We start from the raw sequence: 13092 nt of genomic DNA on the forward strand, positions 1-13092 counted from the left end.
GAGCCCATTTTAAACCGCGGCAGGGGGGGCTGTCGGTGACAGTGTCACCAAAGCTCAGGTTTCATCCTGAGCCACCCGCTCCAGCCCGGCGCGGTCCAGGATCCGAAGGTGCCCGCGCTGTGTTTCCACCAGGCCAAGGCGGGCGAATTCGCGCAGCCGGCGGGTGACGAAAGCGCGGCCTGAGGCGGTTTCGGCAGCCAGCGCGTCATGGGTGATGGCGAGATCGCCGCTGTCCTGTGCCAGCCGCAGAAGCACGCGGGCAAGGCGGGCGTCAAAACCGGTGAGGGCGACATCCTCGACCAGCTGCTCGTAATCGGCGAAACGGCGGGCGACGGCGGTCAGGACTTCGCTGCGGAAGTCCCCGTCCCGCGACATCGCCTCTCGGAAGGCGGCGTGCGGGATGATTTCGCCCTCCAGCGCGGTTTCCGCGACGCCCTCCGCCGCGTAGGGGCGGCCGTCGGTGAGGCAGGCAAAGGTCTGCAGGCAGACATCGCCCGGTCCGACGCGGTACAGCACGACCTCGCGCCCGTTGGCGGCGGTCAGGGTGACCTTGATGCGGCCGGCGGTGAGGCGGACAAAGCCGGGGCAGTCCTGCCCCGGGCGGAACAGCACGGTGCCGGCGGCGCAGGACAGGCGGCTCATGCCTGTCTCCGGCGGCTGAGGGCGCTGCGGAACTCCGACAGCCGGAAGGCGCCGAGGGCCTGGCCCGCAGCGAAGTAGACCACGCCGCCCAGCACCACCAGCCCCAGCAGGGACAGGTAGCGCCAGTACTCCAGCGTAAACAGCCAGCCCGCGGTCTGCGCCACCGTGAACAGCACCGCGCCCATCACGGCAGAGGCCGCCAGGATGCGCCAGGCGCGGCGGCGGAAGCGGGCATCGAACCGGGCTTCCTCCCCCATGCTGCGGGCGCCGAGCGCCAAGAGCGCCACCATCGCCCAGCCTGCGGCAGAGGCGGCAATGGCGGGGGCGATCCAGCCCAGCACCGGCTTGAGGCCGAAGGCAAGCGCGGCGTTCACCGCCATCGCCACCATCGCATAGTGGAACGGGGTCCGGGTGTCCTCGCGCGCGAAGTAAAGCGGCTGCAGCACCTTTTGCAGCATGAAGGCGGGCAGGCCCGCGCCATAGATGGCAACGGCGATGGCGATGGCGGCGACGTCTTCGGGACCGGTGGCGCCGCGCTCATAGAGGACCGAAACCAGCGGCAGCGGCACCGTGATGAAGGCAACGGCGGAGGGCACCGCCAGCAGCAGCGAGAACTCCCCGGCGCGCGAGAGGGCGTCCTGCGAGCCTGCGCCGTCGCCGGCCCGCAGGCGGCGCGACAGGGCGGGCAGCAGCACGATGCCGACGGCAATGCCCACCACCCCGAGCGGCAGCTGATACAGGCGGTCCGCGATGAACAGCCAGCTGGCGGCCTTTTCGATGTCGGAGGCCACATACTGCCCAACCACAAGGTTGATCTGGGTGACTCCCATCGCCAGCGCGGCAGGCACGGCAACCCGGACCAGATTGCGCATTTCGCTGTTCCAGCGGGGCAGGCCGGGGCGCAGGCGGATCCCGGCCCTGTCAGCAGCGGCCCAGACCAGCGCCAGCTGGGCAACGCCGGCCGCCGGAATGGTCCAGACCAGCCAGGTGACCACCTCGCCGCCCAAGAGCGCGCCTGCGGTCATGGCCGCGCAGGTGAAGATGTTGAGCAGTACCGGCGCGGCGGCGGCGGCGGCAAAGCGCCCGGTGGCGTTCAGTACCCCGGAAAACAGCGCCGCCAGCGACATGAACAGGATGTAGGGAAAGACGATATGGCCGAAACCCACCGCCATATCGAACCGCGCATCGCCGACAAAACCGCCGGCCGTCAGCCAGACCAGCCCCGGCATGAACACCATGCCCAGGCCCACCAGCGCCAGCACCGCGGCAGCCAGCAGGTTGAAGGCCTGCTGCGCATAGGCGGTGGCGTCTTCGCCAGCTTCGTAGCGTTTGGAGAATGCCGGGACAAAGGCCGCGTTAAAGGCGCCCTCGGCAAAAAACCGGCGGAACATATTGGGCAGGCGGAAGGCCACGATAAAGGCGTCCAGCACCGGCCCCGGCCCGATGAAGGCGGCGATCAGGATCTCGCGCGCAAAGCCGAGCACGCGGCTGGCCAGCGTCCAGAACCCGACGGTCAGGAACCCCGAAAGCAATCTGATTGGCTTCATATATCCGCCCGCTTTGCGCCCTCGGCAATCGCCTCGCGCAGCTTCTTGTCCAGCGTCCGCTGCTTGGACGCCGAATAGTATTTCAAGCCGAACATGTCTTTGACATAGAAGGCATCCACCACCTGTTCGCCATAGGTCGCAATCACCGCATTGGCAATATAGACATTGGCGGCGGCCAGGGTGCGCGCCAGATCATAGAGCAGGCCCGGGCGGTCGCGGGTGTCGACCTCGATGATGGTGTAGATCTCCGAGCCTTCGTTGTCGAAGGTGATATGGGTGGGCACCTTGAAGGCGCGCTCGCGCTTCTTGATCTTGTCGCGGGATTTCAGCGCATCGCGGGCGATCACCTCGCCCTTGAGCGTCTTCTCGATCATCTGCTTGAGCCGGTGCAGGCGCATCGGGTCGAAGGGATGGCCCTCGCTGTCCTGGATCCAGAACGCGTCCGTCACATAGCCGTCCTTGGTGGTGTAGGAGCGCGCGTCCACCACATTCGCCCCGACCAGCGCCAGCGCGCCGACGATGCGGGCAAAGATGCCGGGGTGATCCTCCATCACGAAACAGGCGCGGGTGGCGTCGCGGTCGACGTCAGGATAGAGCCGGATCATCACCTCGCCCGGGTCGCCCTTGGCGGTGAATTCGCGCAGCATTTCGGCAAAGTCCACATGCGCGGTGACATGCAGCCCGTGCCAGTAGGGCGGGTAGTGGCGGGCGGTTTCGGTCTTGAGGTCGGCCTTGGACCAGTCCGGCAGCGCCTGGCGCAGGGCTTTCTTGGCCGACGCGCCGCGGTGCTCGCGGTTGAGCGCTTCCATGCCGCCCTCAAGCGCGGCGCGGGTCTGGCCGTAAAGCGCCCGCAAAAGCGCGGCTTTCCAGTTGTTCCAGGTGTCCGGGCCAACGCCGCGGATGTCGCAGACGGTCAGCAGCAAGAGCAGGTCCAGCCGTTTGACGGTCTGCACCGCCTTGGCGAAATCGCGCACCGTGCGCGGGTCGGCGATGTCGCGTTTCTGGGCCATGTCCGACATCAGCAGGTGATAGCGGACCAGCCATTCCACGGTCTCGCATTCCGAAGGCTTCAGCCCCAGCCGGGGCGCCACCTTGCGGGCGATCTGGGCGCCCAGGATCGAATGGTCCTGCGCACGTCCCTTGCCGATGTCATGCAGCAGCATCGCCACCATCAGCACCTTGCGGTTCAGCCCCTTGCGCAGCACCTCCGAGGACAGCGGCAGCTCATCCTCCAGCTCGCCGCGCTCGATGGCGGCGAAATTGGCGATCACCTGGATGGTGTGCTCGTCCACCGTGTAGGAATGGTACATGTTGAACTGCATCATCGCCACGATCGGCTCAAACTCCGGCAGGAAGGCAGACAGCACGCCCAGCTCGTTCATCCGCCGCAGGGCGCGCTCCGGGTTGCCGTGCTTCAAGAGCAGATCAAGGAAGAGCCGCTGCGCCTCCTTGTTGTTGCGCATATTCTCGTCGATCAGGTTCAGGTTGGCGGTCACCAGCCGCATCGCGTCCGGGTGGATCAGCATGCCGGTGCGCAGCGCCTCCTCGAACAGCCGCAGCAGGTTCAGCTTGTCCTGCAAAAACGCCTGCGGGTCAGTCACGTCCAGCCTGTTATGCACCACCCGGTAGCCGGCCTTGGTCCGCGGGCGGCGGCGGAAGATCCGCTCCAGGAGCGGCGCGCCTTTCTGGTGGCTGGCTTCCAGCTTGGTCAGGAAAATCCGGGTCAGGTCGCCGACGCGGGTGGCGTGGCGGAAGTAATCCTGCATGAACAGCTCGACACCGCGGCGGCCGGCCTTGTCTTCATAGCCCATGCGCGCGGCGACATCGACCTGCATGTCAAAGGTCAGCTGTTCAGTGGCGCGGCCGGTGGCCAGATGCAGATGCGAGCGCACCGCCCACAGGAAGGCTGCCGCATTGGCAAACAACTCCATCTCTTCGGCGCGGAACAGGCCCAGCGGCACCAGGTCTTCGGTATCCTTGACCTGGTAAAGGTACTTGGCGATCCAGAACAGCGACTGCAGGTCGCGCAAGCCGCCCTTGCCCTCTTTCACGTTGGGTTCAACCACGTAGCGCTGGCCCTGTTTCAGGTGGCGCGCGTCGCGCTCGGCCAGCTTTGCCTCAATGAACTGTTCGGCATCCTTGGAGAACAGCTCTGCCCGCAGCCGTTTGTCCAGCTCCTTGGCCAGCGGCGCGTGCCCGGCCAGGAACCGGTGCTCCAGCATCGCGGTGCGGATGGTGTAGTCTTCGGCGCCCAGCCGGATGCAATCCTTGATGGTGCGGCTGGCGTGGCCGACCTTCAGCCGCAGGTCCCACAGGATATAGAGCATGGATTCGATCACGCTCTCCGCCCAGGCGGTGATCTTGTAGGGGGTCAGAAACAGCAGATCGACGTCCGAGGCCGGCGCCATCTCGCCCCGCCCGTAGCCGCCGACCGCCATCACCGCGATGCGCTCGCCCCGGGTCGGGTTGGCCAGCGGGTGCAGCAGGCCGCTGGCGACATGCAGCGCGGTGGTGACCAGACCGTCGGTCAGGAAGGTGTAAGAGCGGGTCAGCTCGCGCGCCGCGAAAGGTTTGGCAGCAAAGGCTTCGGCGATGACTGCGCGCCCGGCCTTGTTGGCCGCGCGCAGGATTTTCACCGTCTCGCCGCGCAGCTCTGCCGGGGTGCAACCCGCCGCCGATGCGTCAATCTGCGCCCGGACGGCGGCGGCATCGAAGATGTCCGCAGGGCCGCAGATCAGCGGCCCCAGCGGTTCGGGAAACCCGTTGGCAGCGCGCCGCGGGGGCCGGACAGAGGCCTCAGAAGCCTGCGCCGGCGAAGCTTCTTGGGGCTGGGTCAATGATCACGACCTTCTGTTCTTGGATGGTGGCAACCGCCAGGCCGCGCTCATTGGTGCCGTCGGGCCGCAGGCGGAAGATGCCGCCCGCCCCCTGGAAGCCTGCCCCCTGGGTCAGCGCGCCGCCGGTCAGGGCGTCGGATTTGCCCGCTGCAACCAGCGCGCCGATGGCGGCGATGCCGTCATAGGCGAGGCTGCCGATCGGATGCGGTGCGGCGCCGTAGCTGGCCTGGTAGCGGGCGCTGAACTGCTGCACCTTGCTCTGGTCCGGCAGGGCGAACCAGCCGCCCTGCACGCCGGGCAGGGTCAGGGTTTGCGGCGGGATGTCCCAGCGGGTCAGGCCGATATACTGCGTCACAGCCGGATCGACGCCGGCTTCGGGCATCAGCTGCGCCAGCAGCGGCAGCGCGCCTGCGGTGGTCGAGGTCAGGAACACCGCATCCGCGCCGGCCGCTTCGCTGCGGATGGCGGGGATGGCATTGATCACGCCCTGCTGCGACAGGTCGTAGCCGACGCTGCCCTTGATGCTGACGCCGGTCTCGCTGGCGGCGCGCTGGATGGCTGCGCGGCCTGCGGCGCCGGCCGCATCATTGCCGCCGACAATCAGGATGTTGCGCTTGCCGTTGCGGGCCGCAAGGCTGGTCAGCCTGCGGGCGGTGTTGTCGAAGGTCGGCCCCAGAATAAACACGTTGCCGCCGGCAATCGCCGGGTTGTTGGAGAACGCCAGCACGTTCACGCCGCGCTGGCGGGCGGCGATGCCGGCCGCGTTGGCGGCCTCGGCATAGACCGGGCCCAGGATCACCCGGGCGCCGTCGTCCAGCGCCTGCTGCGCCGCGGTGGAGGCGGTTGCCGGGTTGCCCGCGGTGTCATAGACGCGCAGGTCGATCTGCGCCCCCTGCAGGTCGCCGATGGCCAGGCGGGCGGCGTTTTCCAGGCTTTGGGCCAGCACCCGGTCGCCCTGCTGGGCGGAGCCGCGCGGCACCAGCAGCGCCACCGGCACCGGTTTGGAGGTGTTGATCGTCGGGCCGGTGCTGATGGCAACCGGATCACAGGCAGTCAGGGCAATGGCAGAAAGTGCCGCGGCAGCTGTCAGTGCCGCCTTGCGGGCCCGTTTGAAAACAGCAAACATAATGGCTTGAAACTCCGTTCTCCCGGCGCGGTTGCGCCGTGTGGGTTTAAGGACGGATCATAAACGACCAAAAAGGCGGGTCCAGCGTTGAATCACCAGAATGTCATTTTGTCCCCCGGGCTGTACTTTGTCGCCACGCCGATCGGCACGGCCCGCGACATTACCTTGCGGGCGCTGGATGTGCTGGCCTCAGCCGATGTGCTTGCGGCTGAGGATACACGCTCGCTGCGCAAGCTGATGGAGATTCACGGGGTGCCGCTGGGCGGGCGGCGGATCATCGCCTACCACGATCACAGCGGCAGCGGCGCGCGCGCCAAGCTGCTGGAGGCGCTGGCGGAGGGGAAATCGGTGGCCTACGCCTCCGAGGCCGGGATGCCGCTGATTGCCGATCCGGGCTTCGGCCTCAGCCGGGCCGCGGCGGAGGCGGGCCACATGGTGACCTGCGCCCCCGGCGCCTCGGCGGCGGCCACGGCGCTGACACTGGCGGGGCTGCCCACCGACGCCTTCTTCTTTGCAGGCTTCCTGCCCAACGCCGCCGGCGCCCGGCGCAAGCGGCTGGAGGAGCTGCGGGAAATCCCCGGCACGCTGATCTTCTATGAATCGCCCAAGCGGGTTGCCGCCTCGGTCTCGGATATGGCCGCGGTTCTGGGCAACCGCCCGGCGGCGCTGTGCCGCGAGCTGACCAAGAAGTTCGAGGAAGTGCGCCGCGCGCCGCTGGCGGAGCTGGCTGCCGGTCTGGAAGACAGGCCGGTCAAGGGCGAGATCGTGCTGCTGGTCGACCGCGCGCAGGAATCGGAGGTGAGCGAGGGCGATCTGGAAAGCGATCTGCAGGCCGCGTTGCAGGGCAACTCGGTCAAGGATGCCGCCGGGATTGTCGCCGAAATGCACGGGCTGCCGCGGCGCAAGGTCTATCAGCTGGCGCTGCAGCTGGCGAAGGACAGCTGAGCCTTGGCCCGCGCCCGCCAGCACCGCGGTGCCCGCGCCCATCTGGCGGGCGAGGCGGCGGAGGAGATCGTTGCCCGCCATTATGAAAACCGCGGCTACACCGTGGCGGAGCGCCGCTGGCGCGGGGCGGGCGGCGAGATCGACCTGATCCTGCGCGCCCCGGACGGGCTGGTGTTCGTGGAGGTGAAGCACAGCGCCACCAGCGCCGGTGCGGCGCAGCGGATCACCCCGCGGCAGGCGGAACGCATCTATGCCAGCGCCGGGCAGTACCTGGAGAGCACGCCGCAGGGCCAGCTCACACCAGTGCGGTTTGACGCGGCGCTGGTCAACGCAACCGGCGCCGTGGAAATCATCGAAAACGCTTTCGGCATGGATTGAACCGCGCCTGACCCATTGAACCCCAGGGCAGGGTGGGCCATGTATTTGGCCAGTTTACAAGGGATACTGCCATGAAAATCGCCTTCCAGATGGACCCGGTCATGGGCGTGGACATCAACGCGGACAGCAGCTTCCGCCTGGCCGAGGAGGCGCAGGCGCGCGGTCATGAGCTGTTCTTCTACGGCCCCGACCATCTGGCCTATCAGGAGGGCCGCATCACCGCCCGCGGCCATGACATGACCGTGCAGCGGGTGGCGGATGCGCCGGCGGTTCTGGGCCCGGAGCGCGAGGTGGATCTGGCGGAGTTCGACGTGGTCTGGCTGCGCCAGGACCCGCCGTTTGACATGCACTACATCACCTCGACCCATCTTCTGGACATGCTGAAGGGGCAGGCGCTGGTGGTGAACGACCCGTTCTGGGTGCGCAACTACCCGGAAAAGCTGCTGGTTCTGAAATTCCCGGATCTGACGCCGCCGACCACCATCGCCCGCGACCTGCAGACCATCAGGGCGTTCAAGGAGGTCCATGGCGATGTGATCCTGAAGCCGCTGTACGGCAATGGCGGGGCGGGCGTGTTCCGGCTGGACGCAAACGACCGCAACCTGACCTCGCTGCATGAGCTGTTCACCGGCTTCAGCCGCGAGCCGCTGATCGTGCAGAAATTCCTGCCTGACGTCAGCAACGGCGACAAGCGGGTGATCCTGGTCGACGGCGAGGCGGTGGGCGCCATCAACCGGGTGCCGGCAGCGGGCGAGACCCGCTCCAACATGCATGTGGGCGGCCGCCCCGAGAAGACCGGCCTGAGCGAGCGCGACCTGGAAATCTGCGCCGCCATCGGGCCCCTCTTGCGCGAAAAGGGGCAGGTCTTTGTCGGCATCGACGTGATCGGCGACTACCTGACAGAGATCAACGTGACCTCGCCCACCGGCATTCAGGAGCTGGAGCGGTTTGACGGGGTGAATATCGCTGAAAAGGTCTGGCAGGCGATCGAAGCCAAGATCCGCTGATGAGCTGGCAGCGCCGGGCCATAAATGCCTGGATGCGCTATGGCCTGAAGCCGGCGCTGCGGCTGACCGGCAGCCCGGAGTTCGTGCGCAAGGTCTTTGACCTGACCGCACCGCTGTTCTGCCCGGCGCTGCCCTATACCCGGGTGCTGCGGCGGCCCGCGCCGGTGCCGCTGTATCTGGTCTCTGCCGGGCAGACCCGCAGCAGGCGGATCATCCTGTTCCTGCACGGCGGCGCCTATCTGGCCGGCAGCGCCCGCGCCTATCAGGGGATGCTGTCCCGCCTTTCCTATGCCTCAGGCACCGAGATCGCCGTGCCCGATTACCGGCTGCTGCAGGAGGCACCGTTTCCGGCCGCCTATGATGACGCGATGACGGCCTGGCAGTCGCTGCGCCGGATGGGCTACGGGCCGGGGGACATCCTGCTGGCGGGCGACAGCGCAGGCGGCGGGCTGGCGCTGGCGCTTCTGGGCGGGCTTCTGGCCAGGGGCGAGCGCCCGGCGGGCGTGATTGCCTTTTCCCCCTGGTGCGATCTGACGCTGAGCGGGGCCAGCATCCAGGCCAACCGGGACAAGGATGTGATCATCCCCGCTGGGCGGATGAAAGAGGTTATCGAGCAGTATCTGGCGGGCGCGGACCCCGCTGATCCCCGCGCCTCCCCCCTGTTTGCGGAGTTTCCCGGCCCGCCGCCGGTGCTGATTCAGGCAGGCGACGTCGAAGTGCTGCTGTCGGATGCCGAGCGGATGGCAGAGCGGCTGCAGGCCGCGGGCGGCAGCGTGCGCCTGACCCTGTGGCGCGATGTGCCGCATGTCTGGCAGTTCATGGCCGGGCACCTGCCGGAAGGGCAGGCGGCGCTGGAGGAGGCGGCCGTCTTTGCGGTCGCGGTGCTGGACGGCGGCTCAGCGGGTTGAGGGCAGCCGGAAGCTCAGCGCCTCGGCAAAGTGCTGGCGCTGCACCCGCTCTTCACAGGCCAGGTCGGCAATGGTGCGGGCAACCCGCAGCACCCGGTGATAGCCGCGCGCGCTAAGGCCGAAGCGTTCCGCGGCGCGGACCAGCAGGCTGCGGCTTTCGGCGTCGGGCGCGGCGATCTCCTCCAGCAGGCTGCCCTCGGCATCGGCGTTCTGGCGCAGGCCGGGATGGTCACGGAACCGGGCGGTCTGCATCTCCCGCGCGATTGCCACCCGCCGGGCAACGCCGGCAGAGCCCTCGGCGCCGGGCGGCAGTTCCAGGTCGGCGACAGCCACCGGCGGCACGTCCAGATGCAGGTCGAAGCGGTCCAGCAGCGGGCCCGAGATCCGGCCCAGGTAGTCGGCGCCGCAAAGCGGCGCACGGGAACAGGCGCGGTTGGCATCGGCCAGGTAACCGCATTTGCAGGGGTTGGCGGCGGCCACCAGCATGAACCGGCTGGGGTATTTCACATGGGCATTGGCACGCGCCACCATCACCTCGCCGGTTTCCAGCGGCTGGCGCAGGGTTTCCAGCACCGGGCGCGCGAATTCCGGCAGCTCATCCAAGAACAAGACGCCGTTGTGGGCCAGGCTGATCTCGCCGGGCTGGGCGCGCCGCCCGCCGCCTGCAATCGCCGCCATCGAGGCGGTGTGATGCGGTTCGCGGAACGGGCGGGCGCGGCTGATGCCGCCGTCGTCGATCAGCCCGCACAGGGAATGGATCATCGAGGTTTCCAGCGCCTCCGCGGGCGACAGCGGCGGCAGGATCGAGGGCAGCCGCGCCGCCAGCATCGACTTGCCGGAGCCGGGCGGGCCGATCATCAGCATGTGATGGCGTCCGGCAGCCGCGATTTCCAGCGCGCGCTTGGCGGTCTCCTGGCCCTTCACATCGCGCAGGTCCTTGCCGCCCAGGCCGCTGACCGCCTCGCCGGGGGCGGCGGGTTCAATGCGCCGCTGGCCGGTGAAATGCTGCACCACCTCCGTCAGCGTGGCGGCGCCGATCACCTGCGCCGCATCGACCCAGGCCGCCTCCGGCCCCGAAGGTTTCGGGCAGAGCAGCAGCCGGTCTTCCTCCGCCGCGGTGACGGCGGCGGGCAGGGCGCCGGTCACCGGCATCAGCTGGCCGTCCAGCGACAGCTCTCCCAGGGCGATGGTCTCCTCGGTTTTTTCCGCCGGGATGATGCCGATGGCGGCCAGCAGGGCGAGCGCAATCGGCAGGTCGAAATGGCTGCCCTCCTTGGGCAGGTCCGCGGGCGACAAGTTCACCGTGATCCGGCGCGAGGGCAGGGCGATGGACATCGCCGCAAAAGCCGCGCGCACCCGTTCGCGCGCTTCCTGGACCGCCTTGTCCGGCAAACCGACGACAGAGAAGGCGGGCAGGCCCGGGGCGACGGCGCATTGCACCTCGACCAGCCGGGCGTCAACCCCTTGAAAGGCAACTGTGTAGGACCGTGCGGTCATCTCTCCCAACCCTCCTGGTGCAGGGAGAAATGCTTGGCAATCGTGGTTTCCGAGTCGTTAACGCCGAGCGCGGCGGACGGCGAATTCACGCAGAATTCGCGCTCGCGGCAGGCTCAGTCCAGCGTCCAGGGCCGCCGCGGCAGATCCATCGCGTAGGGTTCCGGGTCATAGCTGACCTCATGCGCCTGCCTCTGCCATTGCAGGAAGGCCGGGTCGGACAGCAGCAGCTTGCAATAAGCGCGGGTTTCAGCGGACACCGGCAGGCCGTAGCCCGTGATCCGCGCGGCCACCGGGGTGTAGAACACATCTGCCAGCGAATACGCCCCAAACAGATAGCCGCTGCTGTGGCCCGAGACCTTGCGGGCATGGGCGAACAGGGTTTCGATCCGCTCCAGGTCCGCCTGCACCGCGGGCGGCACCTCGAACCCCTCGTACACATGCGCCAGCTGCATCGGGCAGCCGCCGCGCAGCGCGCCAAAGCCTGCGGCCATCTCCGCCGCCAGCCAGCGCGCCGTGGCCCGCTGCGCCGGATCCGACGGCCAAAGGCCGGCCTCCGGGTGCCGTTCCGCCAACGTCTCGGCAATGGCAAGGCTTTCGCCGATCACCGTGCCCTCGGGCGTGCGCAGGGCAGGCACCAGCCGGGCCGGGGCCAGATGCGCCATGTCATCCGCCATGGTGCCGGAATACAGCCCCACCATATGCACCGTATGGGGCAGGGAGAATTTTTCGAGCATGAGCCAGCCGCGCAAGGACCAGCTGGAGAACATGCGGTCGCCGATATAAAGTTCATAAGCCATGCCAGCAGGCTAGCGCCGGGCGTAACATGTTGAAATGGAATGTTTGTGATGGCACCCGTCACGGGAGGTGATTGATCACACCCGTCCGCCAGCCGTCCGGGCCATGGGAGATTTCGCTGACCGACAGGTTGTCGATGCGGTGGGCAAAGGCCTCTTCCGCGGTCAGCAGCTCCGCCCGCTGGATCTGGGTCAGGATCTGGCCGAAGTGGCCGACAACAATCAGGTCGCGGCCCCGGTGCGCGCCGATCAGCCCGTCAACAGCCGCATTCACCCGGTTGCAGACCTGGTGCCAGCTCTCGCCGCCGGGCGGTGTCACATCGCCGGGGGTCTCCCAATAGGCGCGGATGCGCTCCGGGTCCTCGGCGTCGACCTCTGCCCAGGTCCGCAGCTCCCAGGCGCCAAAGTGGATCTCGCGCAGCGCCCGCACATGCGGCAGGCGCTGGCGCTGCCCCTGGATGGCGGTGGCGGTCTCTGCCGCGCGGGACAAGTCCGAGGACACCACAAGCGCGTCTGCAGGCAAATAGGCCGACAGGCGCGCCAGCGCCGCCGAATCGGACAGGTCGGCGGGCAGATCCGACCAGCCGACCATGGATTTGGCATGAGTCGGGCCATGCCGGATCAGGAACAGCCGGGTGATCATAACGCCCCTTTCAGCACCAGCGGCAGCCCCGCGGTCACTTGCACCACGGTGTCCGCTCGCGCCGCCAGCGCGATGTTGAGCCGCCCCTGCGCCTCGCGGAACCGGCGGGCCAGCGCGTTCTCTGGCACGATGCCAAGGCCGGTTTCGTTGGACACGATCACCAGGTCCGCCCGGCACTGGTCCACCGCCGCCAGCAGCCCGTCCTGGGCGGCTTGCAGGTCGTGATCTGCCAGCAAATGATTGGTCAGCCACATGGTGGCGCAATCCATCAGGCAGATCTGGCCCGGCTCCAGAACGCCCAGAACCCTGGCCGCTGTTTCCGGTTCTTCAACAGTGGCCCAGCCTGAACCCCTTTGTTCGAGGTGGCGGGACACTTTAGCGCGCATCTCACTGTCGAAAATTTGCGCAGTCGCCCAGTAAACCCTGCTTTTCCCGGAGTTTAAGCACAGCTGCTCGGCATAGGCCGATTTCCCTGAGGCGGCCCCCCAAGAATAAAAGTTACATTTGCAGGCATTTCTTGCTAACCTGTAAGTCCGAAGCCGTTCCTGTGGGTATCCGCAGGGCCCGGTGAACACAAGAGACCGCAGCATCCCGGGGTTCCACTTATTAAGGCCGGGTAAGCCTGCGCAGGGGCCAAAATAAAATTTAACGTTCCCATTTTGGCCTTTGGATGAGCCGCGAGTCGCATCCGCTGTGCTGTTGCTGCCGGTCTTTATAAACCGGGCCCCCATTGTTCCGTGCGCGTCCTCAAGACGGCAGTTTGTTAAT

General features: G+C 67.6%; 12 protein-coding genes. 4 read left to right on the top strand and 8 right to left on the bottom strand.

Annotation, left to right across the window (positions count from 1 at the left end):
- Positions 1–54: 54 nt before the first annotated feature.
- From R2C4_RS02545 to R2C4_RS02560, 4 genes are read right to left on the bottom strand one after another with little or no spacing between them, the layout of a single operon-like run.
- On the bottom strand, positions 55–642 hold the full coding sequence (locus tag R2C4_RS02545) for a Crp/Fnr family transcriptional regulator (RefSeq protein ID WP_141889462.1): 588 nt from the start codon (positions 640–642) through the stop codon (positions 55–57).
- Positions 639–2189: a murein biosynthesis integral membrane protein MurJ gene (gene murJ / locus R2C4_RS02550; protein ID WP_141889463.1), complete on the bottom strand. Its 1551-nt coding sequence runs from the start codon at positions 2187–2189 to the stop codon at positions 639–641. Before murJ ends, R2C4_RS02545 begins: the two co-directional genes overlap by 4 nt.
- Positions 2186–5026 carry a [protein-PII] uridylyltransferase gene (locus R2C4_RS02555; protein ID WP_141889464.1) on the bottom strand — a complete coding sequence of 947 codons (2841 nt, stop codon included), beginning with the start codon at positions 5024–5026 and terminating at the stop codon, positions 2186–2188. The genes murJ and R2C4_RS02555 overlap by 4 nt, the downstream gene beginning before the upstream one ends.
- A complete protein-coding gene (locus tag R2C4_RS02560) occupies positions 4986–6152 on the bottom strand; it encodes an ABC transporter substrate-binding protein (protein ID WP_141889465.1) in 1167 nt (388 codons plus the stop codon). Before R2C4_RS02560 ends, R2C4_RS02555 begins: the two co-directional genes overlap by 41 nt.
- 87 nt (positions 6153–6239) lie before the next feature.
- Here R2C4_RS02560 and rsmI point away from each other — a divergent pair, with 87 nt between their 5' ends.
- The 4 genes from rsmI (at position 6240) to R2C4_RS02580 (ending at position 9390) form a co-directional block, all read left to right on the top strand.
- Positions 6240–7097 carry a 16S rRNA (cytidine(1402)-2'-O)-methyltransferase gene (gene rsmI, locus R2C4_RS02565; RefSeq protein ID WP_141889466.1) on the top strand — a complete coding sequence of 286 codons (858 nt, stop codon included), beginning with the start codon at positions 6240–6242 and terminating at the stop codon, positions 7095–7097.
- Between the two features lie 3 nt (positions 7098–7100).
- Positions 7101–7475 carry a YraN family protein gene (locus tag R2C4_RS02570; RefSeq protein ID WP_058286333.1) on the top strand — a complete coding sequence of 125 codons (375 nt, stop codon included), beginning with the start codon at positions 7101–7103 and terminating at the stop codon, positions 7473–7475.
- A gap of 71 nt (positions 7476–7546) precedes the next feature.
- Positions 7547–8482 carry a glutathione synthase gene (gene gshB, locus R2C4_RS02575; protein ID WP_058286334.1) on the top strand — a complete coding sequence of 312 codons (936 nt, stop codon included), beginning with the start codon at positions 7547–7549 and terminating at the stop codon, positions 8480–8482.
- On the top strand, positions 8482–9390 hold the full coding sequence (locus R2C4_RS02580; protein WP_141889467.1) for an alpha/beta hydrolase fold domain-containing protein: 909 nt from the start codon (positions 8482–8484) through the stop codon (positions 9388–9390). Before gshB ends, R2C4_RS02580 begins: the two co-directional genes overlap by 1 nt.
- Here the strand turns inward: R2C4_RS02580 and R2C4_RS02585 are convergent.
- From R2C4_RS02585 to cobU, 4 genes are all read right to left on the bottom strand, one after another.
- Positions 9379–10887: a YifB family Mg chelatase-like AAA ATPase gene (locus R2C4_RS02585; RefSeq protein WP_141889468.1), complete on the bottom strand. Its 1509-nt coding sequence runs from the start codon at positions 10885–10887 to the stop codon at positions 9379–9381. The two genes, R2C4_RS02580 and R2C4_RS02585, sit on opposite strands and share 12 nt — an antisense overlap.
- 113 nt (positions 10888–11000) lie before the next feature.
- Positions 11001–11684 (bottom strand): glutathione S-transferase, encoded by a 684-nt coding sequence (locus R2C4_RS02590; protein ID WP_141889469.1) that lies wholly within the window; start codon positions 11682–11684, stop codon positions 11001–11003.
- 58 nt (positions 11685–11742) lie between these two features.
- Positions 11743–12324 carry a histidine phosphatase family protein gene (locus R2C4_RS02595; RefSeq protein ID WP_141889470.1) on the bottom strand — a complete coding sequence of 194 codons (582 nt, stop codon included), beginning with the start codon at positions 12322–12324 and terminating at the stop codon, positions 11743–11745.
- Positions 12321–13055, bottom strand: a complete 735-nt coding sequence (gene cobU, locus R2C4_RS02600) for a bifunctional adenosylcobinamide kinase/adenosylcobinamide-phosphate guanylyltransferase (RefSeq protein ID WP_338034736.1) — start codon at positions 13053–13055, stop codon at positions 12321–12323. The genes R2C4_RS02595 and cobU overlap by 4 nt, the downstream gene beginning before the upstream one ends.
- Between the last annotated feature and the right edge of the window lie 37 nt (positions 13056–13092).

The organism is Leisingera aquaemixtae, from assembly GCF_006740765.1.
GTDB lineage: Bacteria > Pseudomonadota > Alphaproteobacteria > Rhodobacterales > Rhodobacteraceae > Leisingera > Leisingera aquaemixtae.

Excerpts from the sequence above, each read along its gene's own strand:
- R2C4_RS02590 (WP_141889469.1), bottom strand. The coding sequence starts at position 11,684 with ATGGCTTATGAACTTTATATCGGCGACCGCATGTTCTCCAGCTGGTCC.
- R2C4_RS02595 (WP_141889470.1), bottom strand. The coding sequence starts at position 12,324 with ATGATCACCCGGCTGTTCCTGATCCGGCATGGCCCGACTCATGCCAAA.
- gshB (WP_058286334.1), top strand. The coding sequence starts at position 7,547 with ATGAAAATCGCCTTCCAGATGGACCCGGTCATGGGCGTGGACATCAAC.
- R2C4_RS02560 (WP_141889465.1), bottom strand. The coding sequence starts at position 6,152 with ATGTTTGCTGTTTTCAAACGGGCCCGCAAGGCGGCACTGACAGCTGCC.
- cobU (WP_338034736.1), bottom strand. The coding sequence starts at position 13,055 with ATGGGGGCCCGGTTTATAAAGACCGGCAGCAACAGCACAGCGGATGCG.
- R2C4_RS02585 (WP_141889468.1), bottom strand. The coding sequence starts at position 10,887 with ATGACCGCACGGTCCTACACAGTTGCCTTTCAAGGGGTTGACGCCCGG.
- R2C4_RS02580 (WP_141889467.1), top strand. The coding sequence starts at position 8,482 with ATGAGCTGGCAGCGCCGGGCCATAAATGCCTGGATGCGCTATGGCCTG.
- R2C4_RS02545 (WP_141889462.1), bottom strand. The coding sequence starts at position 642 with ATGAGCCGCCTGTCCTGCGCCGCCGGCACCGTGCTGTTCCGCCCGGGG.
- murJ (WP_141889463.1), bottom strand. The coding sequence starts at position 2,189 with ATGAAGCCAATCAGATTGCTTTCGGGGTTCCTGACCGTCGGGTTCTGG.